The following is a 25008-nucleotide window of genomic DNA, read 5'->3' as shown; positions in this document are numbered from 1 at the left end:
GTGCGGTGGATCAGCCCTTGAGGCCGCTGGTGGCGATCCCCTCGACGATGTAGCGCTGGGCGACGAGGAACATGACGACCAGGGGCGTGATGGTGACGACGGCGCCGGCGAAGAGACCGGGCAGGTTGATGGTCTGCGAGGTGAGGAAGGTGGACAACGCGATCTGCGCGGTCCAGGCGGACGGGTCCTGGCCGATGACCAAGGGCCACAGGAAGGAGTTCCAGCTTTCGATGAAGGACAACGCCCCGAGCGAGGCCAGCATCGCCCCGGAACTCGGCAGGGCGACCCGGCGGTACAGGCCGAGCCAGCCGAGGCCGTCGAGCCGTCCCGCCTCTTCGATCTCCCGCGGGAACTGGAGGTAGAAGTTGCGGAACAGCAGGACCGCGAACGGGTTGAAGAGGCCGGGCACGATGATGCCCCACAACGTGTTGACGCCTCCCATGGAGCCGACGACGACGAATGTCGGCACGAAGGTGACCGAGCCGGGGATCATCAGCGTGGCCACCACCAGGGCGAGCAGCACACCGCGTCCCGGAACCGGAATCCTGGCGAGGGCGTAGCCGGCGGCGGAGGCGAGGAGCGTGGAGACGGGTGCGGTGACGGCGGCGATCAGCAGCGAGTTGCCGAGGGACCGGCCCATGGCGACGGCGGGGTCGTCGAACAGGGCGGTGAAGTTCTCGAAGTGCATCGTCGAGGGCCACCACGTCCACTCCGGCGCCGTCAGGCTCTGGGAGTCCATCAGCGCGTTGCGGAGCATCAGGTAGAACGGCGCCATGAAGACCGCGGTCAGCAGTCCGATGAGCAGGCCGCGTGCCAGCAGGCGCACGGTTCGGGACAGTCCGGGCAGGGTGATCATGCGCTTCTCATTCTCCGCTCCTGCCGAATCCGGTGAACCGTCCCTGGATCAGGGTCACTCCGACGATGAGGGCGGTGAGCACGAAGGCTCCGGCCGAGCCGAGGCCGTAGTTCTGGCTGCCCATGGCGGTGTCGTAGAGGTGGACCAGCGGTGTCCGTACGGGGGCGGTGCCGGTTCCCGACAGCCCGCTGTTGAACAGGTTGTAGAACTCGTCGAAGGCCTGGAAGGCGGCGATGAACAGCAGCATCAGCACGGCGACGGCGGTGTTGCGCAGCATCGGCAGGGTGATCCTGGTCAGGAGCCGTCGGCCGGTGGCGCCGTCGAGTGCGGCGGCTTCGTAGACCTCTTTGGGGATGGCCTGGAGCCCGGCGAGGAAGAGCACCATGTAGAAGCCGACCTGGAGCCAGAGGCGCAGCGTGACGAGGACGATCCAGTAGAGCGGTGGCGAGATGGACTGCAGCCAGGGCACCGGCTCCGCTCCGAACCATCCGCCGATCATGTTGGCGATGCCCGACGGCAGGCCGTTGAACAGGCACATCTTCCACAACAGTGACGCGGCGACGTACGAGACGGCCGCGGGGACGAGGAAGGTGGTGCGCAGCAGGGCCCGGCCTCGGCGGACCCGGTGCACCAGCAGGGCGAGTCCGAGGGAGGCGGCGAAGGTGACCGGCACGATGAAGGCGGTGAACAGCAGGATCGTGAGCAACGAGTCGCGGAACGCCTGGTCGGACAGGAGGGTCTGGTAGTTGTCGAGTCCGACCCAGTGGCCGAGTGCGATGGTGCCGCGCGCGTCGCTGAGGCTGAGCAGGAAACTCCAGCCGATCGCGACGTACTTGAAGATGCCGAGCCCGATCAGTGTCGGCGCGGTCAGCAGTATGAACGCCGTCCAGCCGGACCGGCCGACGCGGGGCCGGCCCGCACGGGCCCGGCCGGTGCGGGCTGCGCGCCGCGGGTCGACCGCGGGGCGCCCGGCCCGCTCGGGCTTCGGCGTGATGTCGGTCGCCGGGTTCATCGGTTTCATCGGCCGAGCTGCTTGTCGATCTCACGCTGGGCCTTGGTCACCGCGGTGGCCAGGAGAGCCGCCGGATCGCCGCCCTGTCCGCCGGCGATCTTCGCCGCGGTCGCGTTGAACGCGCTGCTCACGGCGGTCTCCCAGGTTCCCGGGTTGTGCTTCCCGTACTTCGCCGCCAGTTCCACGGTCTCCTTGGCGGTGCCCGCGGAGAGCTTCTTCGCGGTGGCCGCCACGGACGTGCGCGGCGGGACGTGGAAGCCGTAGCTCTCGGCGAAGTCCTTCTGCAGGTCGGACTGCTGGACCCAGAGCCACTGGACGAACTTCTTGGCCGCGGCCACGTTCCTGCCCTTGGCGTTGACGCAGCTGGTCCAGCCGCCGACCCGTACGACGGGCGTGCCGTCGGCCTTGTACGCCGGCCACGGCAGCACGCCGAAGTCGTCGCCGAGCGCGGGCGAGACGGCGGGCATCGCCCACAGGCCGCACCACTGCATCGGCACGACGCCCTGGATGAAGGCGGCGGGGTCCCACCAGTCGGTGGTGAACCCGAGCAGCAGCGACTTGTCGTCGTGCAGGCGCTTCAGGCCGGTCAGCGCTTCGAGCGCCCGGCCCGAGCCGAACGCCACCTTGCCGTCGGGCGTCACGAGGTCGCCGCCGTTGGAGAGGACGTTGAGGATCGCGGAGTCGCCGATGCCGTCGTTGCCGACGAACAGGCCCTTGTTCTTCCCGGTGCTCAGGGCCTTCGCCGCGTCGACGAGACCGTCGAAGGTCGTGGGCGGGGTGATCCCGGCCTTCGACAGGACGCTCTTGCGGTAGTAGAGCATCATGACGTCGTCGATCATCTTGACGCCGTAGAGCTTGCCGTCGACGGTGACCGACTCGACGGCGTTGGTGTTGAAGTCGCTCTTGGCGCTGCCGTACACGTCGTCGAGCGCCGCGATCTGGCCACGGCGGGCCAGGGCCTCGCTGAAGTCGCCGATCTCGAAGACGTCGGGGGCCGCGTCGGTCAGCAGGGTGGCGTAGAGCTTGCTCGTGTAGTCGCCGGGAACCCAGGTCACCTTGACGGCTATGTCCGGGTTGGCCTTGGTGAAGGCGGTGGCGTAGCGGAGCGCCGCCTGCTGGGCGCCGGCCTCGCCGTAGGCGTGGTACCAGACGTTGAGGGTGGTCTTCGCTCCGGAGGAGGAGCCGCCGGTGGGGTCGGTGCTGCAGGCGGTCGTCAGGACCGTTCCGGCGGTGACGAGCAGCGATCCCGTGAGGAATCCGCGTCGGCTAAGCTCTGATCTGCGTGCGCTCATGTCGCATGTCCTTTTGTGGGGGCGTGTGCGGGGCGGATGTGCTCCCTGGCCGGCGCCCTCGTCAGTGCTTGCCGGCAGAGGAGGGCGGCGGCCAGGGAGTCGTACTCGGCGGCTGCGAGGACAACGGTTGCTGCTTCGGTCATCCGGCGCCGATCGTGGATGTGGCCGCGGGCTGTGGGAAGAGGGCCTGGATGGCCACGGCGGCACCACCGCGGGCCCACTCCTCCCAGGGCAGCGGGCGCAGCAACAGCGGGCATCGGGACGCCGCTCCGAAGGCGTGTGCGGCGTAAGCGTCCTGGATGTGGCGGCTGAACAGGTCGTAGGCGTCGGCTCCTTCGCCGCTGACGACGACACGCTCCGGGCCGACGAGGTTGACCAGCGCGGCGATGCCGACCCCTATGGCCTGTCCGGCCCGGGCGAATGCCTCGCGGGCCGCGAGGTGGCCCTCGCGAGCCATGTCGACGGCCTCGTCGAATGTGAGACGCGGGTTCGTGGCGGCGCGGCGGACCGCCGCGAGGATCGCGTCGGTCGAGGCGATCGCTTCGACGCAGCCGCGAGCGCCACAACGGCAGAGCGGTCCGGCGGGGTCGACGCAGATGTGTCCGACCTCGCCCGCGACCCCATGGGCGCCTCTGAGCAGGTGCCCGTTGACGACGAGGGCGGAGCCGATGCCCGCGCCGATGGTGACCAGCGCGAAGTAGCCCGTGCCGATGCCTTCGCCGAACCAGTGCTCGGCGACGGTCAGGGCCCTGACGTCGTTCTCGACGGTGACCGCCAGGCCGGTGGAGGCGCTGAGCAGTTCGCCGAGCGGGACGTCGCGCCAGCCGAGGAGGCCGGAGTGGCGGAGCCGGCCGCTGTCGCGGTCCACGTCGCCGTTCACGGCGACGCCGAGGTGGCGGGTACGTTCGCGGAACGCGGGCTCGGCGTCGAGCAGTTCGTCGACCAGCTCGGCGACGAGGTCTGCGACGATTTCGGGGGCGCACACGTCGAGCGGCCGGGCAGCCGTGTCCCGGATGCCGGCCCGCAGATCGCAGACGGCGCCGAAGAGCTGGTCGACGCTGATCTTGAGGCCGACGAAGTACTCCCGGTCGGGGGCGACCGCGAGCGGGTTGACCGGTCGGCCTGCGCCGGGCGCGGTGCGCTCCGGTGGGAGTTCGTACAGGTAGCCGTCGTCGATGAGAGGTCTGGCTGCCTTGGTGACCGCTGTCGAGGAGAGCCCCGTCCGCCGTGCCAGCTCCACTCTGCTGAGCGGTCCCTCCGCGAGGAGCAGGGTGAGGACCGCAGTCTCGGCAGGCGCACTGACCAGAGGCTGGGAGTGATATCGAAGCACGGGTGCAACGTAGAGCAAATAAATAACTTCTTCCAGTATTGATTTAGGAGTTGGGCCCGTCCTACGCTCGGGCCCGCCTCCGTGCCCGTCCCGGGGCCTCGGATCGCGGTGTCCCTTCGTGCCCTCACCGCACCGCCCCGGACAAGGCCCTGTTCCTCTCCGTACGTCAGGGGACCCATCCGTGCTCGCCACGCTCCCGCCCGTCACCTTCGATCCCGATCTCGGCCTCGCGGTGCTGCGCACACCGAACAGCCAGTACGCCCTCCGCGTCGCCCCCGACGGCAGCCCCCGGCACCTCCATTGGGGCGCCCCGCTCGACACCGCCGCCCTCGCCGCGATGCCGGAACCCACCTCGCCGGCCGCGAGCAGCTTCGAGGCGGAAGCCGCCGCCGACGAACTCGCACCGCAGACCGGGGCGCGGTTCGGACCGGCCGGCCTTCAGGTCCGCTTCGCCGACGGCACCCGAGGCGCCCAGTGGCGCTTCGCCGGTCACACCGTCGACGGCGGGGAACTGCGGCTGCGCCTCGACGACCGGCACCGCCCCTTGCGGGCCGAACTGTGCTACCGCGTCCGGCCCGGCACCGACGTCGTCGAGCGCTGGACGGAGCTGACCCACACCGCAGCCACGGACGGCCCGCCGGATCCGGTCACCGTCGACCGGCTGGACTCGGCCTCCTGGACCGCTCCCCCGCTGACCGACTACCGGCTGAGCCATCTGGTCGGCGGCTGGAACAGCGAGTTCCAGCTTCACCGCGACCGACTTCCCGTCGCTGAAACCGTGCTGACGAGCCGTCGGGGACTCACCGGCCACCATGCGAGCCCCTGGCTGGCCCTCGACGACGGCACCGCGGAGGAGGAGCGGGGCGAGGTGTGGAGCACCACACTGGCCTGGAGCGGAAGTTGGCGCGTCACGGTCCACCGCGATCCGGTCGGCCGCACCACCTGGACCGGTGGCTTCGGCCATGAGGGCCTCAGTTGGACCCTGCGGGCGGGCGAGAGCCTTCGCACACCGGTGTACGCCGGCCTCTACACCCCGCACGGCTTCGGCGCGGCCAGCCGCACCTGGCACGACTACGTACGCGGGCATGTACTGCCGGAGCCCGAACGGGACCGGCCGGTCCTCTACAACTCGTGGGAGGCCACCGGATTCGACGTCGACGAGGCCGGCCAGATCCGCCTTGCGCACCTGGCCGCCCGGCTCGGTGCCGAACTCTTCGTCCTCGACGACGGGTGGTTCGGCGCCCGCCGCGACGACCGGTCCGGGCTCGGCGACTGGACTCCCCGCCCCGAGGCGTTCCCCCGCGGAGTGCGTCCGCTCGCCGACGAGGTGCACCGACTCGGCATGGCCTTCGGGCTGTGGGTGGAGCCGGAGATGGTCAACCGCGACAGCGAGTTGTACCGCGCCCATCCGGACTGGGTCGTCCACTCCCCCCGCCTCGACGCGACCGAGCTCCGCAACCAGCTGGTGCTGAACTTCGCCCGGCCCGAGGTCGAGGCGTGGGCCCTGGAGACCCTCGACCGGCTCGTGCGCGACCACGACGTCGACTGGCTCAAGTGGGACGCCAACCGGCCCTTCACCGAGGCCGGCTGGGACGGGCACCCCGACCCCGACCGGCTGTGGATCGACCACACCCGGGCCGTCCACCGGGTCATGGACCGGCTCCGTGCCGCCCACCCCGGGCTGCGCATCGAGGCGTGCGCGGGCGGCGGCGGTCGCATCGATCTCGGCGTCCTCGCCCGCACCGACCAGGCCTGGACCTCGGACAACACCGATCCGGTCGACCGGATCGGCATCCACCACGGCTTCGGTCAGCTCTTCCCCGCCCAGGCCATGGCTGCGTGGGTCACCGACAGCCCCAACCCCGCCACCGGCCGGCGCACACCGCTGCGCTTCCGCTTCCACGTCGCCATGGCCGGGGCGCTGGGAATCGGCGGAGACCTGACGTCCTGGTCCGACGAGGAACTCGACGAGGCCGCCGAACTCGTCGCCCAGTACAAGCGGATCCGCCCGCTCGTGCAGCGGGGGCACCAGCACCGCATCACCCCGGTCGGCCCGGTGACCGCCGTGCACTACGCGGCGTCCGACGACAGCGAGCACGTGCTCCTCGTCTGGCGCCCCACGACCCGGTTCGGTGACCGCCCCACCCCCGTGCGGCTGCCCGCACTCGACGCCGGGGCCCACTACCTGGACCTGGACCTCGACCGGGTGTACAGCGGCACCGTCCTGGTGAACCAGGGCATCGACCCGCGGCTTCCCGCCGGCGACTACGCCAGCAGCCTGATCCGGCTCCGCCGCGTCGGCCCCTGAGCAACACGCCCCCTTCCACGCCCACACCCCGCCTGCCTCGCCCGCCCACGACACGTCTGGATCCGCCCATGGACACCGCGCAGGACACCTCCCAGAACACCGCCCGCGTACTGGTGGTCGGCATCGACGGCGTACGCCTCGACCTGCTCCCCGAACTCGCCACCCCCCACATCGACGGGATCGCCCGCGCGGGCTTCCTCGCGCCCGTCGAGGTGGACTCCGTGACCCCCACCATGTCGGGCCCGTGCTGGACCACCGTCGTCACCGGCGTCGGTGTCGCCAAGCACGGAGTGTGGGCCAATCGCTTCGACGGCAACCGCCTCGACGTCTTCCCCGACTTCACGACCCGTCTCGCGCACGACTGCGGGCTGCGGACCTTCGCCGTCGGAGGCTGGGCTCCGCTCTTCCTCGCGCAGCAGGGCGGCCCGCTCTTCGTCGCCCCGTCCCGGCTCGCCTACGTCGCTCCCCGCGAGGACACCCCCGAAGCGTGGGAGGAGGCGGACGAGAGGGTGACCGTCGAGGCGGAACACCTCCTCCAAGCGGACGACGACCTCCGCGCGGGCTTCGTCTACCTCGGCGCCGTCGACGAGACCGCCCACTTTCTCGGCTGCGGCCAGGAGTACCACCGGTCGATCGAGGCCGCCGACCGGCGGCTCGGCCGGTTGCTCACCGCCGTACGAGAGCGTCCCGGCCATGAGACGGAGGAGTGGACGGTCATCGTGGTGACGGACCACGGACACCGCGACGAAGGGGGCCACGGGGGACGCAGCCCGCAGGAGCGTATGGCCTGGATCGCCGCGCGCGGTCCCGGCCTGCCCGCTGGCACGACTCCGTCGGCCCTCCACCACGCCGATGTCGCCGCCCATGTCTACACAGCCCTCGGCATCACACCCGACGCCCACTGGACCCTGGACGGCACCGCGTTCACCGCCTGATCCGACCGGAGGGCCTCCGTGAACGCCCCCTCTCCGCTCGGCGCGGCGGAATCCGTCGCGCCGTCGCCCTTCGGCAACCGGTGGTGGCAGGGCCCCTGGCCCGCAAGCCGCCCGCCCCACAGGACCCGCTGTTGCCCAACCTGCTGCCGCCACCCCACACATTCACACCACCGCTGCGGGCAGCCTCCCTCGTGCGGGGGCTCGGATTCATGACGCTGTGTGGTCGCATGCGGAGACCGACGCTGCGTGTGAGGATGGAAGCGGGTTTGTCCGGCCGGTAGGCGGCGGGAGGAATGACCATGGAGATCAAGCCGCAGGCGGCCGTCATCGCCAAGGACACCGACCAGCTCGAACAGGGGAAGTACGGCCCGATTTTCCCGAAGACACCCGCGTGTTACGGCTTCACCATCGTCGCGAGGGTGAAGCCGGGCCGGGCCGAAGCCATGCGGGAATACGGCTACGCCCTGGCCAGGGCGCTGGAGAGCGATCCGTATCTTCTCGCGCCGTTGAAGCTGCACTACCTGCGTTGGGTGCTCTTCGACGATGACACGCGTTTCATGTATCAGGGGATCTTCGACACCGATTTCGACAAGTACACCGAGGACGCCATCGCGCTGTTCGGCAAGGCGGGAGTGAGCACCGCTTTCGAGAATCTCGAAGGGTTCCCCGAGGACTGGCGAACCAACCCTGAGGCGTTCGTCAGGTTCGTGCGTCAGCACCACTGCCCGAGCTTCATCGAGTACGGCGAGTACCCCTACGTCACGGCCGACGAGATCAAGAAGGCGCTACGCGTCAAGAACGCCCTGTCGGACATGCTCGACCAGTTGCAGTGAGAAACCCGCGGCCCGTGCCGAGCGCGGGCCGGCGGGCAGATAGCCGACCGACCGTTGAGGGAGGCGGAATGAACGAGGTCGCCACCGCCCGCACGTACAACCAGAATCACGTCCCGCGCTCCCCCACTCCTGGCCGGCGGCGGGTGAGCATCTATGTCTCGTGGAGCTACCCTGCCGAGGCGGGCAGGAGCCCCGCCGAGCTGGACAACCGGTTCTCCACGATGACCGAGGTCCGGCGGGTGGCCTGGCCCGCCTACGAGGACCCTAAGTGGTCCGACCCGCTGCGATTCCAGCAGGGCATCGCGGGATCGCTGGAGCTGTTCTTCTTGGCCTGGGTGCCGTTCCAGCAGTTCGTCGAGGAAACCACAGGACACCCCGTCCCCGTGTACCAGCGCATCGACCAGGCCGGTTTCCGCACTCCGCTCGACGAGCGGGTGCTGGCCGACACCGACACCCTGTTCGTGTTCGGGCTGGACCACATGGTCACCGGCCAGGAGGCGGAGCCCGGCGAGGTTGAGGCGCTGCGGGCATTCCTCGGCCGAGAGGACGCCCGTCTGGTCCTCGGGCCCCATCATGACGTGGGGGCGTCGGACGACCTGGCGGTGCGGGACGTCGAGTACCACCATCACGGCGATCCCCTGGTACCTCGGCAGCAGCGCTTTGCCGGATACCTCCGGGGCGTGATGCGCGGGCTCGGCGTGCCGGTGGAGAACCGCTACGGATTGCGGCCGGCCGTGCGGGAGCAGAACCGGATCGCCCCGTTCTCCGCGTTCAGAGACCTGGACGCCAAGGGGTGGCTGGAAGGAGTCACCAACTTCAACTTTCACCAGCACCTGCCGCACTACGCCGTGACAACGGACGAGCCGGACATCGTTCACGTCCTGGCCATGCAGCCGATCGACACCTCCAGGCCGCATCCGTTCACCGAAGCCGGCAACAGCGCGTTCAACATGTTCCTCTGGATGCCTCCGGAAGGTGAGCGGAGCGGCGACATCCTGCTCGCCGACTCCACGATCTTCAGCTCCTTGTTCGGCGGCGATGAGAGCCTGCGCAATTTCTGGCGGAACCTCGTCACCAGGTAGCGACGCAGGCCCCCGCGGCGAGGAGGCGATTTCCGTGAGCGGAAGGCGAGTGGCACTGGAGCTCGACGACATTCAGCGCGGAGTGCTCGCTCCCCGGCCGACCCCGTACGCGGCGACCTATCTGGCGTTCCGCATCGGTGACCGGGCGCACGGGAGGGAGCTGATGCGGCGCGCGAGCGAGGTGGTGACCTCGGCCGCCGACTCGGTCACCCCCTTGGGGGAGACGTGGGTGAGCGTCGCGGTCACTTGCCACGGGCTGGAGGTTCTCGGTGTGCCCACCGCCTCGCTGGAGACGTTCGCGTGGGAGTTCCGGCAGGGGATGGCCGCCCGCGCCGGAGCGCTGGGCGATGACGGCGAGAGCGGCCCCGAGCACTGGGAAGCACCACTGGGCACCCCGGATGTCCATGTGGTGTTCACCGCGGTCGCGCCCGACCCCGAACGGCTGGCGGTGGCCATCGAGCGGGCCCGCCCCGCCTACGAACAGCTCACCGGGGTGACCGCGATCTGGCGGCAGGACTGCTACGCGCTGCCCACTGAGACCGAGCACTTCGGCTACCGCGACGGCGTGAGCCACCCGGCCGTCGAAGGCAGCGGCATCGCAGGGTCGAACCGGCTGGAGGCACCGTTGAAGGCGGGCGAGTTCGTGCTCGGCTACCGGGACGAGATCGGCGGCGTCCAGATGCCGCAGCCGGAGGCGCTGGGACGCAATGGCAGCTACGCGGTCTTCCGTAAACTCCACCAGGACGTCGCCTCGTTCCGCCGCTACCTGCGTCAGGCCGCCACCGGCCCTGAGGACGAGGAACTGCTGGCCGCCAAGATGATGGGCCGCTGGCGCAGCGGAGCTCCGCTGGCGCTGAGCCCGCACCACGACGACCCCGCTCTCGGTGCGGACCCCTGCCGACGCAACACCTTCCTGTACGCGCGGGAGGATCCGGCGGGATTCGTCACCCCTGCCGGTTGTCACATCCGCCGAGCCAATCCCCGTGACGCCTCGGTGGCGGGCGAGGTGCGACTGCACCGCATGATCAGACGCGGCGCCGTCTACGGCCCGCCACTGCCCGACGGGGACCTGGAGAACGACGGGGTGGACCGGGGCCTGATGTTCGCGTTCATCGGGGCCCACCTGGGGCGACAGTTCGAGTTCGTCCAGTCCCAGTGGATGAACGACAGTGTGTTCTTCGGCGCGGGCGATGCCAAGGACCCCGTCACCGGGTCTCACGACGGCAGCGGCGACTTCACCATTCCCCGGCGGCCGGTGCGCCGGCGCCTGCCCCCGTTGCCGCGGTTCGTCGTCACCCGCGGCGGCGAGTACTGCTTCCTGCCCGGCCTGCGCGCCCTGGGCTGGCTCGGCAATCTGCGGGACTGACCGTCCACGGGGCGCGCCCGGCACCGGCCCGAGACGGCTCCGCAGGCCCGAGGGGGTCGCCTCATGGAGACACTGCATCTGCTGTTCAACGCCGTCACTGTGATCTTCATCGCAGCCACCATGTTTGCCGCTGGTCTCGGAACCACCGTCGCGGCCCTGCGGAGCCTCTTCGCCAACATCCCCCTGCTCGTACTGGCCCTGCTCACCAGCCTGGTGGTCGTCCCGCTGCTGGGATGGGGCATCGGCATGCTGCTCGGCCTGCCCACTGAGGCGTTCATCGCCCTCGTCCTGGCTGCCTCCTCACCGGGCGGGCCCTTCGGGGCGAAGTTGGCCATGGTGCAAAGCGGTGATGTTGTCGCGGGCGCGGCCATGCAAGTGCTGCTGGCCACCATCGGCAGTCTCACTTTCGCCCCCACGGCCAACGGGATCCTCAGCGCCTCCGGTGTCGGCCGGGGAGTCTCCCTCGACATCGCGACGCTGGTGGGAACCGTGGCCCTGCTGCAGCTCCTCCCGTTCGCAGTCGGCCTGCTGCTGCGCCACTGCGCAACGCCCACCGCACGAGCGTGGCACCCCCCGGCGGCCACGGTCTCGAACGTGACTTTCCTGATCGTGCTGGCGGGCATGCTTCTCGGGAACTGGCACGACGTCCTGGCCCTGCTCGGCTCGCTCACCCTCCTGGCCGGCTTCGTCCTCGCGGCCGCCGCCTTCGCTGCCGGCACCCTGCTCGCCACCGGGCCGCCGGCACGCCGCACCACCATGGGAGGCATCGCCGCCGTACGCAACGCCGGGCCCGCCCTGGCCGCGATCGGCATCGCCTTCGCCGACCGGCCCGCCATCCTCGGCGCACTCGCCGCGGTCCTGCTCAGCGGCCTGGCAGCAGCCCTCCCGATCGCCGCGGTACTCAACAGCCGCAGGAACCGCCCCCGGCAACCTGACGGGGCACGCTGACCAGGACACCGCCTTCCGTCGGCTGTTCCCGCGCCCTGCACCCCCGGCGTCCCTTGCCGGATCGACCCGGCAGCCATGCCCATGGTGTACCGGAGGACGTCCCGCAGGTGGTGAGCGGGCGCAGCGGTCGATTGCGTGGCGTGAGCCGTGATGCGCTCAGCGGTACGGTGACCGCCGGACGGACAGGACCGCCACATCGTCGTGCTGGTCTTCTCCCCCGGCGTACGCGCGCGCGTCGTCGTAGAGGGCGCGCGGCAGGTCGGTGGGTGAGAGATGTACGCGCTTGGTGAGGCGTTCGGCGAGGGGGTAGAACGTGCCGTCGGCGGCGCGTGTCTCGGTGAGCCCGTCCGTGGTCAGCAGCAGGGTCGCGCCGGGCGGGAAGGCGAACCAGTCGACGGTCGCGGGTTCGGCGGCGAGTGCGGCAAGGCCGAGAGGGACGCCGGATGCGAGGGCCGGCGTGGTGACGGTGGCATCGCGCAGCAACTGCGGCGGAATGTGCCCGCAGTTGATGACTTGTACCTCTTCGTCGGCGTCGATGTTGACGATGAGCGCTGTGACGAACCGTTCGTCCTCGCCGGTCTGTGCGGCGTAGGCGTTGTGCTGTACGACGGAGGCGTCGAGGGCATCGGCGAGTGCGGTCAGGGTGGGTTCCCGGTGGGCCGTCGCACGGAAGGTGCCGATGACGGCGAACGCCGCGCCGACCGCGGGCAGGCCCTTGCCCTGGACATCGCCGATCAGGATCCGGGTTCCCCACGGAGAGACGACGACGTCGTAGATGTCGCCGCCGACGAGCCGGTCCTCCTGAACGGGCTCGTACACTCCGTCCACCAGGACGTCGTCGGTGATCATGGGAAGCGGGCGCAGGATCTGGCGCTGCATCGCTGCCGCGGTGGAGCGAAGTCGCAGCACCTCGTGCTCGCGGCGGATCCGACGGTGGCAGGCGTAGACGGACGCCGCGCCCAGCGCGAGGGTGAGCAGCATCATGAGGATCCTGTCGAGCCACGGCCGCCCGTCCCCGTGCCGGACCAGCATTGTGACGATGACCACCAGTGCGGTCCATGCGGACACGAGCTTCGTCTGGCGTACGGTGCACAGCGCCGACGCCGCCGCCGGCAGGAATACGAGGAGCCCGAGAAGCCACACCGGGGACGCGGAGAGGGCACCGAGGACCATCACCAGGAGCGTCACCGACGCTACGCCGATCGTTACTTCGGCGTCGCTCGTAGGTTCGATGGCCTTGAGGGGACGGGCGGAACTCTTCGATTGCTTACGGGGCACGGGACCTCCCGGGCAGACAGTGCACTCCCCGTACGGTAAGCAGACCCGGCCGTGGGCGGGCCACGCCCTGCCGGACGAAGTCCCTGCGCTGTGACCGGCACCGCATGCAGGATGCACGGCCTGTGCACTCCTGCGGTGGTTCCCGGGCACTCCCGGCGGCCGGGCCGGTCCGAGGGGAAGGACCGGCTCCGGGCCGGGCCTGCCAGGCGTGCCGTATCCGCCCGGGGCGGTCCGGCGGGCCCGGTACGCCGCTTGCGCCTCGCATGCCCCGGACGATGCTCCGGGCCGGGGCGCTGCGGGCGTCAGGCGGTGCGTTTGCAGCTGCCTGCGGGTGGTGCCGGGGCCAGAGGCGGATCACGTGTGGGCAGCGGGTGGCCGGGCGGGTCGCCCATTGTGGGGAGGCCCACCCGGCCGGACCGCGTGGTTACCGGACGTCGTAGGCGCGGGTGATGGTCTGGGTGACCGCGTTGCCGTTGGCGTCGGTGAAGGTGGCCTTCAGCATGACCTGCTTGCCGGAGGCTCCGGTGTGGTCGAGGACGGCCGTCCACTTGCCGTCCTGCTGCTCGGTCGGCGCCTGGGTCCAGGTGGTGCCGCCGTCGTAGGAGTAGGACAGCGATGCCGCCTTGACAGCGCCCGGGGTGTACTCGGCATGGCCCTCGACCGACAGACCGACCTCGATGCCCCTCTGCGCGGGCAGCGTGTTCAGGCCGTCCACCGGCACGTCGTACACCGGGTGGAGGATTGGCAGGCCGCGCGAGTAGACGTCCGGCTCCCGGTGCGAGCGGAAGCTCCAGGTGGTGTCCGCAGCGGTGGAGCGCAGCCAGTTGCGGTCCCCGGAGTCGATCTTCTCCAGGTGCTGGGTGAGCTCGTACGCGGAGTCCTCGTCCGGCACCTCGAACACGCCGTAGGGGTAGGCGAGCCGGCCGATCTGCTCACCATTTCGCTTCAACGTCAGGTTGCCGATGTCGCCGAAGGAACCGCCGTAGGTCCAGTGGTCGCCGGAGCCGTCGACCCAGAGCGCGTTCTGGATGCCGAACAGGTTGCCCTGCCGCTCGGCGGCCAGCATCAGCCGGCCGTCGGCGTCGCGCGCCGCGCCCGGCCGCAGGGGGCCGCCGTACCACTCCTCGGTGCTCCGCTGTCCGGCCTTGTAGGTGCGCTCCTGGTCACCCATGAACGCGGCGAACGGGAAGCTGGTCATCGCGCCGTGGTACCAGGCGTCGTCGCCGGTCGTGTAGTAGGCGGTGCGGGTGGCGGGCACGTGGACGTTGCCGTACGGGCTCACCGGGATGTAGGCGCCGCTGCTGCCGGAGGGGCGGATGAACAACGCGTCGAGGTAGTCGGCCTCCTTGCCCATGGCGTTCCACGTTTCGGTGACCTGGGCCAGCTTTGAGTCCTTGGGCTTGTGGACCTGGTCGGACTGCAGCGGACCCGGGGTCGGGAACGACAGGTTGTAGACGTAGGGCGAGCCGTTCTCGGAGCCGCTCGCGCGCCAGGTGGGCCGGAACTCGAAGGTGCCGTTCTTGGCGCGTCCGTCGACGTCTGCGTAGAACTTCTGGACGGTGCCGTCTGCCGTGAGCGTTCCAGACATCAGCCAGGTGTCGTCCCACATGCGGGCGTAGCTGAATGTGGTGTTGTCCACCGTCGAGGGCCGGTCGGTGTGCAGGCTCAGCTGGTGGGCCTTGCGGGCGTCGAGGACGACGGTGGTGTCGTGGGTGACCCGCAGCTGCGGTTTCGCGAGGTAGCTGACCGATTCGGGCGCGTTGTTCGCGTCGTTCGTCGCCACGAAGCCGCTGAGGGCATAGTCACCCGGGCGCACACGGTACATCTGCTCGGTCGCGCCCTGGTTCTTGCGGCGCTCGCCCTTGTCGATGTCGAGGCCGGCGAGGTCCAGGGAGGAGGCGCCGGTCGCGGGCTTGCCGTTGCGGTCGATGACCTTGACCCGGAGGGTGACCGTCTCCGGCTGGACGTAGAGCGTGACGGGCACGGAGATGTGCGCATCGCCGCCGGTGGCCAGGATCCGGCCGGTGACAGCGCCGTACTGGGCGTCCTTGAGGCGGGCGGTGGGGTCGATCCGCACCGGCACCTGAACGGTGGCCCCCGCGGGGACCCTCGCCTTGTTCTGCCCCAGCTTGACGATGCCGGAGTTGACGTCGCTGCCGTCGTTGCCGTGCACACCGCTGACCTTCAGGTTCAGGGTGAGGTCGCTGCCACTGGTGTTGGTGAAGGGCACCTGCACGGTGGTGCGGTCCGAGGCGTCCTGCGGCCAGTTGTAGCTGCCGGCCTGGACGGCGGGCGCGGAGAGCACCTTCTGGTTCACCGCGCCGAACACGTCGAGGACCCCGCCGCCGGTCCGGTCGGCGCCTGCGACCTTGCCGCCGGTGCGGGCGGAGGAGACCAGGGCGGCCTTGATCTGCTGTGCGGTCCAGTCCGGGTGGGCCTGACGGACGACGGCCGCGGCGCCCGCGACATGCGGGGTGGCCATGGAGGTGCCGGACATCGTCCGGTAGGCGTAGACGCCGCGGCCGCCCGCCGCCGCGGCGGAGATGTCGACGCCGGGGGCGGCGATCTCGGGCTTGAGGGTGTGGGTGACGGCCACGGGGCCGCGGCTGGAGAACTGCGCAGTGGTGTCGTCGCGGTCGACGGCACCGACGGTCAGCACGCCGGGCACGCAGCCGGGCGAGGAGACGGTCTCGGTACCCGGACCGGCGTTGCCGGCGGCGACGACGAACAGGGTGTGCTTGTTCTTCGACAGCTCCTGCGTGGCCTGGGCCATCGGGTCGGTGCAGTCGCCGATCGTGGGGTTGCCCAGACTCATGGAGACGACGTCGGCCTTCTGGTCGACGGCCCACTGCATACCCGCGATGATCCAGGAGTCCTGGCCGTAGCCCTGGTCGTTGAGGACCTTGCCGACGAGCAGGGAGGAACCGGGGGCGACACCCTTCTTGCGGCCGTCACTGGCCGCTCCGGACCCGCCGACCGTGGAGGCGGTGTGGGTGCCGTGCCCCTGCCTGTCGTCGGTGGTCTTGGAGTCCGTGAAGTTCTTGGCCTCGGCGACCCTGCTCACCAGGTCCGGGTGTTCGGCGTCCACGCCCGTGTCCAGCACGGCGACCTTGGTGCCCTTGCCGTCGTAGCCGGCAGCCCATGCCTCCGGCGCGTGGACCTGAGCGGTGGACCGGTCCAGTGTGGCCTCGACCTTGCCGTCCAGCCACAGCTTGTTCACCGTGGAGCCGGAACGTGAGCGGGTGTTGGTGATGTCCTGCCAGAAGGCGGCGGCGGTGTCCTTTCCCGCCCTGAGCGCGACGCCGTTCACAGCCGGGAGGCTCAGGCTCCGCTCGGCCCCGCGAGGAGCCGCTGGCGCGCCGGCGGCAACGCTCACACCGTTCCGGTAGGTGGCGATAAGCGGCAGCGTGTCGGTGCGCGTGTCATCGTATCCCTGGCGAATGAGCCCGGAAACGTTGAACAGTTGCTCGTCGACCTTGCCCTCGGCGATCGCCTGGGAGGCGTCCTCCGGGTAGACGTAAAGGTCCTTGCCCATCTGATAGGTCTGGACCATCGGTTGCGTGCCGTCCTTGCGGGGCAGCACCGCCGCCGAACTGCGGCCTGACGCGTCCGTGGTCACCAGTACCTTGTCGCCGGTGATCAGCGTGACCGTCACCTGCTTGCCGCCCGTTGCTGCGGTCCCGCTGCCGATGACGGGCCTCTTCCCCGAGGTCCCGTCAGGTGGCATATCCGCCGCCCCGGAAGGCGCGACTGCGGTGACGGCCAGAACGGTGGCGGTCGCCGCGCCCAAGGCTATACGGGTTATGGGGCGCATGAATCTCCTCGTTGACGCTGTGAACATGCCATGCTGGAGCCGCAGCCTGGCAGAATTGCGGATTGCGTGGAGGGTGCCGGGCATGGCGGGTTTCCCGCATGACGGTTCTCCGCCACAAGGTCACGTCCGCTGGTTCGGCGGCTCCGTGAGGCTTCGGGGGCCGATGGGGGTACGTCCGGCCGGCACGGCGTTGACCTGCGGACAGCCGGCTTGCCGGACGTGGACGATGCGGCGATCGACGGGTCTCACGACATGTCTCTGAAAGAGGGGCTCATGTCGGGCCGTCGTCGCCGGTGGACCGCAGCCGCCCCGACTCCGAGCACCGTGTGATCGTCGATCGCCTCGGCACTCCACTCGCCGTACGCCCGACCGGCAGAATCCGGCATGACATCACACCCCGCCGGCCGTGAAGCAGGTATCCGCCAGGAGTTGACGGCGGCCCACGCGGGGTGACCGCCAACAGGCGCGGACTCCTCGGCCCTCGGACCGACGAGGTCAGAGCCAGCCCGCACGTGCGGCGTGCCAGCCGAGTTGCAGGCGCGAATCCGCTCTGGCAAGGTCCATCAGGCGGCGTGTCCTCCGCTCCACGGTGCGTAGGGAGACGCCGAGTTGGGAGGCCGTCCGCCGGTCGGAGAAACCTGCCAGCAGCAGGGCGAGGACATCGAGCTCCCCCTTGGTCGGCTGCTGCTCAATTGTCTCCTCCGCGTGCACACCCGTGGTGGTGATGTGCAGCGGCCGGGCACGGGCCCATTCCATCTCGAAGAGATGGACCAGGGCTGCCAGCAAGCCGCTGCGGTGCACCACGATCGCGCTCGGCTCGGCGTCGGAGTCCGCCGTATCCAGCGGCACCATGGCGCGCTCCCGGTCGGAGACGACCAATTTCAGTGGCAGCGAGTCGACCAGCCGGAGCTGCATGCCTGCCTTGATGGCCGCCCGCGCATCCCTTGCAACGTTGGGAGTGTCGAGGTAGTCCTTGACCGCCACGGCCCGGAAGTCGACTCCGCGATCCAGCACAGAACTCTCCGACATGCCGGTTTCCTCGCGGGGCACCGCGACGGGCGCGCCGACGAGGAAGACGAGCAGTTCCCGCTGGGCTCCGCGCTGAAGTTGATGGAACCGGTGGGCGACCTGCTCCATACCGACGACCACCTCCACGACACCGGTGGCGGAGTGTACGGCGGTATTGCGGTACTGCTCGATGAGCATGGAGAACGCGCTCTCCGCCTGGTGGAGCGCATTACGCTGCTCGGCCAGGAGCGGGGCCAGGGCCACAGAGGGCGGAGCAAGGCGGTAGTGGACGGACTGGGACCCGGTCGGCTGCCCGGCCGAACCGGATTCCTCGCAGTCCGGCTCGGTGGCGACCGATATCAAACCCCGTGTCTCCAAGTCCGCCAGGACGCGGGAGGTCTCGGCCACCACGATTCCCGTCTGCCGGGCGAGGTCGTGCGCGGAGGCCGTCGGCTGGGCCATCAGTGCCGTGTAGATGGTCTCCTCGGCCGCCCCCAGTCCCAGCGCCTGCAGCATCCGGTCCTCCTCGCAGGGCAACTGCGGTGTCCGGTCCTTGTCACGGCTCGTGTGGACCGAACGGATTTGTTTCCCCCGAACCCTATCGTGCTGCCCGGTCTCACCCGGGATTCCTTCGGCGGTCGGGCGGTGAAGGCGGTGCCGTCCGAGGTCCGGTGGAGGTCGGGGCTGATATCGAGCGCGGCGTGGACATGGGCGGCGACGTCGATGTGGCGGAGGGCCGACGGAGCGGTACCGGCGCCCGGCCGCGACTCTCCCCGGCCCGCCCCAGGCCGCCCCTTCACCGAGAACCGGATCGTGGGGACGCCGCAGACTCCGCTGCGGCCGGTTGGCCTCGCTGTCGGCGGCCAGGATGCCCGTGCTGTCCCAGGCCGCCGTCCGCAGTCCCCGCCACCGTGATCCAGCCGCGCCCTCGGCCGCCACCGCCCCCTTCACCCGGTCGAACAGCGCGGGCAGCGGCGCCGAGCCGACGTCGGGCCTGACGCAAGGCCGCCGCGGACAGGTCCACGTCCGGCATGCCCGGCGCGGCGACCGGAGTGGCCCATACGTCCCGATACCCGCACTCACCGAACAGCGCCATGGCCGGCACGAAGTACACCGGCATCGGCGTGTGCGGGCATGCCAGACTGAACCAACGGGGCTCCTCGTAGTAACGATGTCTTGGCCGACATCCGTCCTACGCGGAGCCCCGCCTTTCTCCATCAACTTCCCCGTAGTGGGTTTTGCCCTGGCCCCGGCAGGCGGCTGATGCCTGGTGAACGGCAAGGCCGGCGAGGCGGACCATCGACTGGTCGTAGCTCACCAGCAGGCCGACGAGCAGGGCGGCGCCGCCGTGGTTGATGTCGACCGCCCACAACGCAGCCTCAAAGAGTGCGAGTACATCACCGACCAGTTCCGGTAGTGCGCTCTCGTCGTTCAGGACCCGCCGCGACAGCAGGCGTTCGCCCTGCGCGTCGATCACCACGCAGTGGTGATATTCCTTGCCGATGTCCACGCCGGCCCAGATCTCGGGCACGGTCGCCTCCGCCGGCTCGTCGTCATTGCAGTCCCGCAGACGACCTCGCCGACGTTGCCCTGCACAGCGATCGCCTTGGAAGGCAGGACAAGCTCAGCGGTCGCGCCACCAGCGGGCCCCGGGGCCGAAGACATCCCGGAGGGTGTTGGTGGCACAGTGGATCTCCCCCTCGCCGATATGCACACCGATCAGGTCGTCCACGTAGCTCACCCGATAGCCGGTGCTGTGGAAGGCTGCGGTGATTGCCTCCGCGAAGACGTCCTTGCCGTCCACGACCGGGCCGTACGGCTTCGGCGCGACATAGCGGCCGTCGTTGAGCACGAGCCCGTTGGCGGTGCCGGGAATCTCGGCGACACCGTCCCTCATCGCCTCGAGCTGCTTCTGCTTGGCGTCCTTGGCCGGGCCGTCCTCCATGCCGCGGATCTCTGTCTCCAGCATTCCGTAGTCGAGCGACCGGGCCGTGAAGAGGGCCGGGACGCGGATGATCTCGGCGTCAGTCAGACCGGCCTTCGCCCTGAGCACGGCGAGGTTGGTGTCGATCCGTTCGGCGGCCCGCTCGTTGGTGCCGGTGAACTGGGTGTCGGCGAGGAAGGCGTCGACGGTGCGCTGGTCGATACGCAGGTCGTACGGCCACTCCAGCTTGGGCAGGCCACCGTGCAGGAGTTCGCCGCCATGGCCCTTCTTCTGGACATCGCGCAGGAGGGCGAGACCGGCACGCGGGTCCGCGACCACGGCCCGCCAGCCGAGCCGGCTGCCGGGTACCGGAAGGAACTGCACGAACTCGTCGACGTGACCGATGGTCAGCCACGAGGTGTCCAGGGAAATCGGGTCCTGCATGCCCTGGGCGCGCAGGAAGGCGAGCATCTCCGGGGCGGGACCGGTCTTCCCCGGGGCCAGGCCGTCCCCGCCGATCACGACGCGGCCGTGCGGGTTGCCGGGGCTCGGCGGCACCGTTTCCAGGTTGCCCATCGAGTCGTAACTGCTGTTCTCGTTCACGTCGGGGACGTGGGTAATGTGGACGGCGGCCATGTCGTGTCCGGCCAACTCGGTGAAGGCGGTGCGGGCGGCGACGCGACGGTCGTCGTTGGCCGTGGTGATGAGGACCCGCATACCGTGCGGGCGGCCGTCCGGACCGGGGATCGCGACGTAGCCCGGCTCGAAGATGTCCTGGGCCCAGGTGTCGCCCTTGGTGTCGAGGGCGCGCGAGGGAGACGTCACCCCGCCGTCGGGCAGTGTGGCGTCCAGCTCCCTGACGAATGCCTCGCTATAGGTGTCGCCCTCGTCGGTCGCGGCCCGCAGCACCTCCTGAACCGGGGCGGTGTTGAGCTGGGTGAGCACCGGGGCCTGACGCAGCCCCAGGCGTGCCGACGCGCTGGCGCCGTCCGCGGTGACGGTGAGCGTGACGCTGGTACGGCCGTCCCAGTCCGCGGCGTCCCTGATCACGTCGAGGCCCTCGACCCCGAGTTCCACGCCCCGCCGCAGCTCCTGCGCGGTCAGACGGGTCTGCGGGCCGACCACCTCCCAGCCGAGCGGTGCCGAGCCGCCGGGCCGGTGCACGAAAAGCCGGATCCGATGGGCGTCCTTGGCCGGAATCGTGATCCGTCCGCTCGCGGAGGCAGGGGCACCGGCCCAGGGACGCGTGTGGAACCGGGCGAGGTCGGCCTCGTCGTCCTTCCCGTTGACGATGTCGTCAGCGGCGTCGTTGCAGGCCGCGAGGTCACGGTCGGTCTTGTTCTGGTTCCAGCGGTGGGCGCGGACCAGCTCCGCCCACTCCGCCTCGGCCTTCTCCCGATCGGGCTCCTTCTCCAGCTCGGCCTGCTTCTTGTACAGCGCATCATCGTTGGCGGCCTCGCGGTCCACGGCCTGTTCGACCAGGGTGTGGGCCCGGTCCCGGCACGCGCCCGCGTCATCGTCGATGTTGGGGAGGAAGAGCAGGTCCGGGCCGGCTTCGGCGGGTTGCTCCGCCTGGAGACCGGCGAGCGGTGCGCCAACGGCCGTGGCGGGAAGAGCCAGACTGAAAAGGCCGGCGCTCACGGCACCGGTCAGCAGAATGCCGCGGGTGTGGTGTCTCATGACACGCACGCTCACAGGGCGGTGTGTGATCCTTGTCAGGATCCTGTCGGCCGGAGGTCAGGGCAACTTCGTCGACGTCGAGTGGTTCTGGCTCGGCTTCCTTGCAGGGGCCGCTTTGAGTGACGGTCGAGTGTCTCGGGACAGCTTCGGAAGTCGCCCGAAAATCGGCCGTCGACGCAGCGGGTTCGTATCGGGCGGGGCGGGCAGAGTACGGCGCATCGTTCGCCACAGCAACGCGGTGGAGTACCGCATCCACGACGGGGTGCGCATCGCGACGCGCGTCCGCAGCGCCGATGCGGTTTCGGCGAGGGCGGGGCTGGTGGGGCTGCCCATCGAGAAAACGGTGTAGCCCGGCCGCCTGGAGCCGTTTGCGCTGCTCGCGGAGCTCCTTCTTGTTCGGCGCCTCCGCCTTCGACGCCGGCTCCTGTCAACAGTTCGCCGGACTGCTCCGGGTGCGCCTGGACGCCCCGGCCCGACGGTATATCTGCTGACACCGGACGCCGGCCCCTCGGCCGAGCTCATTCCTCGGCCCGTTGGGTGATGGACGCCTCGGTACGGTCGCCCAGGAATTCGTACCACCGGCGCTCCAGACAGACGTAACGCACATCGGCTTCGACGAGGCTGAGGAAACCGGCCACGGTTTCGGACAGACGTTGTTGCAGCCCCGGGTCGATCAGCGTTCCGTCCTCCGCGAATGCCCGGTAGCTGTTGGCAAGGCTGAACATGTCCGGGTAGACACGGGTACCGAGGTGCTCCAGGGGGACCCTCAGCGCCCACAGCCCTCGGTTGCCACCGACCAGGGACGGCGAGGCGGAGACGAGCATCGCGTGCTTGGTCTTGAACGGCTGTGGCCGCACACGCGAGACCCAGTCGATCGCGTTCTTCAGCAGGCCCGGCACGGAGGCGTTGTACTCGGGGGAGGAAATGACGAAGGCGTCGGCCTGTTCGATCCGGTCACGCAGCAAAAGAGCGCCGTCCGGCAGCCCTTCGGCGGCCTCCGCGTCACCGTCGTACAAAGGCATGCCGAAATCGTGCATCGCAGCGTGGTCGACGGTGGCGCCGGTGTCGGAAATCAGCTGGGCGACGAGCGACGCGAGGCGGGCATTGGATGAATCGGCCCGCAGTGCGGCGCCGAAGACGAGCACTCGCAGCGGGCCGGGCTGGGCCTCCGTGGGCATGTGGTAAGTCCTTTCGTCGCAGGAGCCCGTGCTTGGCCCGGACCATTGGTTCCATGGTGAGGCATACACCCTCCAGGGGGCCGGAAGAGCTCGCCCGAAGGAAGGAGGAGCTTCAGCCGGTCGATCAGTCGCTCGACGGTGTTGCGATCACGGTGAGGACCGGCGTCGAAAGTGACGGGACGACCGCCCCGGCTGCCCTTCTTCTTGCGGTTGGCCACCTGGTCCTTCTTCTCCGGGATAACCGCCTTGATGCGGTGTTTACGCAGGTGGGCGCGGTTGGCGCGGGACGAGTACGCCTTGCCCGCGGGGGCCGTGCCCGGTCGGGTGCGGGGCCGGCCGACCGGCAGACGGCCCCGGACCTCGCGGAGGTCCTGTCACCCCCGGACGAACTCATCCTCTTCTGCGGCATGTCGATCGGGTTCGAGGACACCGCGGTGGGTTACACCCGTACGGGCCGGGCGCCGCTCGGCGAGACCGTCACGTTCGTCGAGGGGTAGATCTGGGACTGCGTGACGATCACGGTCAGCCGGGACGCCATCCTGATCGACGACGACACCGGCTTCCTCCACTTGATCGCGAACTCACACCCCCGAGCTTCCAACTGGTGAGAACTGCCGCCGCACGACCCGTCGTCCGGTGCGCCGCGCCGAGATGAAGGGCGCGGTCGGTACTCCAGGTTCGGTCGGCTTCCGAGGGGGTGGGCTCCGTGGAGGAATTCGATCCCGTATTGATCGTCCTTCCGTCGCCCCCGGGGCCGCTCCCGCAGGCGGCGAGCAGCGACGGCCGGGGCACCGCTCCCGCTCCGACAGCGGCGCCGCGCAACACATTCCGGTGTCCTCGGCGCTCACCGGCCCGTCGGGCCGGCAGGTCGGGGCGGCGCCCCCGAGCGAATCACCGGCCCCGCCGACCGGTACCACCCCGACCACGCGCCGACGGGTGACGGCTTCCGCGGGCACGCCTGCCGGGTCGTACGACGAAAAGGAGTCCGGGGGCACGGTCGCCTTCGAGGTCCGGGCCGACGGCGCGACCGTCGCGTCGGCCCGCGTGCTGACCGACGCAATGCCCGCACAGCCGCTGACGGCGGGAGGTGAGCGGCGCGCAGGTGCTGCGCCAGACGGTCCCGGACGGCGGTGACGGCATCGACTCCGACCACGCGAACCGGTCGGACCTGCGGATCAGTTGCTGATGGGCCGGTGGGGAACCGCTCAGCCCCGCCGCACCGCCGCGGCCGCCGCGCCCACCAGCCCCGCGTCGGTGCCCATCACCGCGGGGGCGACCGTGAGCCGCCGCACGAAGGAGAGCGTGGCGTATCGGCGCAGGGCGTGGCGCAGAGGAACGAAGAGGACGTCCCCGGCTCCGGCCACTCCCCCGCCGACCACTGCGATGTCGATGTCGACGAGCGAGGCGGTGGCGGCGATTCCGGCCGCCAGTGCCTGCGCCGCCCGTTCGAACGAGGCGAGGGCGATCCCGTCCCCGGCACGCGCGGCGGCGGCGACCGCGGCGGCGGAGGCGTCGCCGTCCGGTCCGGGCCGCCAGCCGTCGTCCCATGCCCGGCGGGCGATGTTCGGCCCGCTGGCGATGCGCTCGACGCAACCGTGCGAACCGCAGGGGCACGGATCGCCGTCCAGCTCGACGCTGACATGACCGATGTGCCCGGCGTTGCCCGTGGGACCGGGGTGAAGCCTTCCGTCGAGGACGAGTCCCCCGCCGACTCCGGTCGAGACCACCATGCACAGTGCGTTGTCGTAGCCGCGGGCGGCGCCCAGCCAGTGCTCCGCCGCCGTCATCGCGACCCCGTCGCCGACCAGTTCGACAGGCAGTCCGCCGACAGTCTTGCCCACGCGCTCCACCAGGGGGAAGTCGCGCCAGCCGGGGACGTTGACCGGACTCACCGTGCCGGCCGAGGCGTCCACCGGGCCCGCGCTTCCGATGCCGACGGCCGTCGCCCGCCCCCACAGCGACGACCCGGACAGTTCGGCGAGGACCTCCTCCACCGCCCGCATGACCGTCTCGGCGTCCTCCCGCGCGGGCGTGCGCCGCTGCGCCCGTACGAGGATCGCGCCGCTGCCGTCCACCAGCGCGGCGGCGATCTTGGTGCCGCCGATGTCCAGCGCGGCGACGAGGTCGGATTGCATCGGTGCGGCTCCGTGTGCTCGGGGGTCGG

19 protein-coding genes and 3 pseudogenes are annotated in these 25008 nt (G+C 70.2%); 9 read left to right on the top strand and 13 right to left on the bottom strand.

Annotation, left to right across the window (positions count from 1 at the left end; all coding sequences use genetic code 11):
- Nucleotides 1–10 precede the first annotated feature (10 nt).
- From ACFC79_RS10765 to ACFC79_RS10750, 4 genes are all read right to left on the bottom strand, one after another.
- Nucleotides 11–856 (bottom strand): carbohydrate ABC transporter permease, encoded by an 846-nt coding sequence (locus ACFC79_RS10765; protein WP_376237898.1) that lies wholly within the window; start codon nt 854–856, stop codon nt 11–13.
- A 7-nt stretch (nt 857–863) separates the two neighbouring features.
- Nucleotides 864–1877, bottom strand: a complete 1014-nt coding sequence (locus ACFC79_RS10760; protein ID WP_376237895.1) for a carbohydrate ABC transporter permease — start codon at nt 1875–1877, stop codon at nt 864–866.
- Nucleotides 1874–3160: an ABC transporter substrate-binding protein gene (locus ACFC79_RS10755; RefSeq protein WP_376237893.1), complete on the bottom strand. Its 1287-nt coding sequence runs from the start codon at nt 3158–3160 to the stop codon at nt 1874–1876. Before ACFC79_RS10755 ends, ACFC79_RS10760 begins: the two co-directional genes overlap by 4 nt.
- A 139-nt stretch (nt 3161–3299) precedes the next feature.
- Nucleotides 3300–4490 carry an ROK family protein gene (locus ACFC79_RS10750; RefSeq protein ID WP_376237890.1) on the bottom strand — a complete coding sequence of 397 codons (1191 nt, stop codon included), beginning with the start codon at nt 4488–4490 and terminating at the stop codon, nt 3300–3302.
- A gap of 181 nt (nt 4491–4671) precedes the next feature.
- Between ACFC79_RS10750 and ACFC79_RS10745 the strand changes: the two genes are divergently transcribed.
- From ACFC79_RS10745 to ACFC79_RS10720, 6 genes are all read left to right on the top strand, one after another.
- Complete coding sequence (locus ACFC79_RS10745; RefSeq protein WP_376237887.1) at nt 4672–6798, top strand: alpha-galactosidase; 2127 nt, start codon at nt 4672–4674, stop codon at nt 6796–6798.
- A gap of 68 nt (nt 6799–6866) precedes the next feature.
- Nucleotides 6867–7733 (top strand): alkaline phosphatase family protein, encoded by an 867-nt coding sequence (locus tag ACFC79_RS10740; protein ID WP_376237885.1) that lies wholly within the window; start codon nt 6867–6869, stop codon nt 7731–7733.
- Between the two features lie 299 nt (nt 7734–8032).
- Complete coding sequence (locus ACFC79_RS10735; RefSeq protein ID WP_376237882.1) at nt 8033–8566, top strand: hypothetical protein; 534 nt, start codon at nt 8033–8035, stop codon at nt 8564–8566.
- A gap of 68 nt (nt 8567–8634) precedes the next feature.
- Nucleotides 8635–9648, top strand: coding sequence for a hypothetical protein (locus ACFC79_RS10730; protein WP_376237879.1), 1014 nt, complete (start codon nt 8635–8637; stop codon nt 9646–9648).
- A gap of 34 nt (nt 9649–9682) precedes the next feature.
- Complete coding sequence (locus ACFC79_RS10725; RefSeq protein ID WP_376237878.1) at nt 9683–11014, top strand: Dyp-type peroxidase; 1332 nt, start codon at nt 9683–9685, stop codon at nt 11012–11014.
- A 63-nt stretch (nt 11015–11077) separates the two neighbouring features.
- A complete protein-coding gene (locus ACFC79_RS10720) occupies nt 11078–11962 on the top strand; it encodes a hypothetical protein (RefSeq protein ID WP_376237876.1) in 885 nt (294 codons plus the stop codon).
- Nucleotides 11963–12118: 156 nt separating this feature from the next.
- Here ACFC79_RS10720 and ACFC79_RS10715 read toward each other — a convergent pair whose 3' ends face one another.
- Complete coding sequence (locus ACFC79_RS10715; RefSeq protein ID WP_376237873.1) at nt 12119–13240, bottom strand: PP2C family protein-serine/threonine phosphatase; 1122 nt, start codon at nt 13238–13240, stop codon at nt 12119–12121.
- Between the two features lie 424 nt (nt 13241–13664).
- Entirely contained in the window at nt 13665–17054 is a 3390-nt protein-coding gene (locus ACFC79_RS10710) for a S8 family serine peptidase (protein ID WP_376237871.1), read from the bottom strand.
- A 216-nt stretch (nt 17055–17270) separates the two neighbouring features.
- On the opposite strand from ACFC79_RS10710, the pseudogene ACFC79_RS10705 reads away from it, so the two are divergent.
- Nucleotides 17271–17461 (top strand): annotated as a pseudogene (locus tag ACFC79_RS10705) (IS5/IS1182 family transposase); the annotation flags it as partial.
- An 88-nt stretch (nt 17462–17549) separates the two neighbouring features.
- Here ACFC79_RS10705 and ACFC79_RS10700 read toward each other — a convergent pair.
- The 4 genes from ACFC79_RS10700 to ACFC79_RS10685 all read right to left on the bottom strand — a co-directional run bounded on the left by ACFC79_RS10700 (nt 17550) and on the right by ACFC79_RS10685 (nt 21666).
- Nucleotides 17550–18578, bottom strand: coding sequence for a helix-turn-helix domain-containing protein (locus ACFC79_RS10700; RefSeq protein WP_376237868.1), 1029 nt, complete (start codon nt 18576–18578; stop codon nt 17550–17552).
- A gap of 280 nt (nt 18579–18858) precedes the next feature.
- The gene (locus ACFC79_RS10695) at nt 18859–19158 is read right to left on the bottom strand and encodes a hypothetical protein (RefSeq protein WP_376238302.1); all 300 of its coding nucleotides are present in this window, start codon (nt 19156–19158) and stop codon (nt 18859–18861) included.
- A gap of 96 nt (nt 19159–19254) precedes the next feature.
- Nucleotides 19255–19593 (bottom strand): transposase, encoded by a 339-nt coding sequence (locus ACFC79_RS10690; protein ID WP_376237865.1) that lies wholly within the window; start codon nt 19591–19593, stop codon nt 19255–19257.
- 93 nt (nt 19594–19686) lie between these two features.
- On the bottom strand, nt 19687–21666 hold the full coding sequence (locus ACFC79_RS10685; protein ID WP_376237862.1) for a protein-arginine deiminase family protein: 1980 nt from the start codon (nt 21664–21666) through the stop codon (nt 19687–19689).
- Between ACFC79_RS10685 and ACFC79_RS10680 the strand changes: the two genes are divergently transcribed.
- Entirely contained in the window at nt 21665–22015 is a 351-nt protein-coding gene (locus tag ACFC79_RS10680) for a hypothetical protein (protein ID WP_376237859.1), read from the top strand. The two genes, ACFC79_RS10685 and ACFC79_RS10680, sit on opposite strands and share 2 nt — an antisense overlap.
- 169 nt (nt 22016–22184) lie before the next feature.
- Here ACFC79_RS10680 and ACFC79_RS10675 read toward each other — a convergent pair whose 3' ends face one another.
- A complete protein-coding gene (locus ACFC79_RS10675; protein WP_376237857.1) occupies nt 22185–22844 on the bottom strand; it encodes an NADPH-dependent FMN reductase in 660 nt (219 codons plus the stop codon).
- A gap of 110 nt (nt 22845–22954) precedes the next feature.
- Nucleotides 22955–23212, bottom strand: a pseudogene (locus ACFC79_RS10670) (IS5/IS1182 family transposase); the annotation flags it as partial.
- Between ACFC79_RS10670 and ACFC79_RS10665 the strand changes: the two are divergent.
- Nucleotides 23204–23341: pseudogene (locus tag ACFC79_RS10665) on the top strand (nitroreductase); the annotation flags it as partial. The pseudogenes ACFC79_RS10670 and ACFC79_RS10665 overlap by 9 nt on opposite strands.
- Nucleotides 23342–24049: 708 nt before the next feature.
- Here the strand turns inward: ACFC79_RS10665 and ACFC79_RS10660 are convergent.
- Nucleotides 24050–24979 (bottom strand): ROK family protein, encoded by a 930-nt coding sequence (locus ACFC79_RS10660; protein ID WP_376237855.1) that lies wholly within the window; start codon nt 24977–24979, stop codon nt 24050–24052.
- Nucleotides 24980–25008: the final 29 nt, after the last annotated feature.

The sequence above is a fragment of the Streptomyces sp. NPDC056061 genome, from assembly GCF_042266885.1.
Taxonomy (GTDB): Bacteria; Actinomycetota; Actinomycetes; order Streptomycetales; family Streptomycetaceae; genus Streptomyces.
Note: the sequence above shows the minus strand (reverse complement) of the source record. Positions and strands in the feature narration are given on the sequence as shown.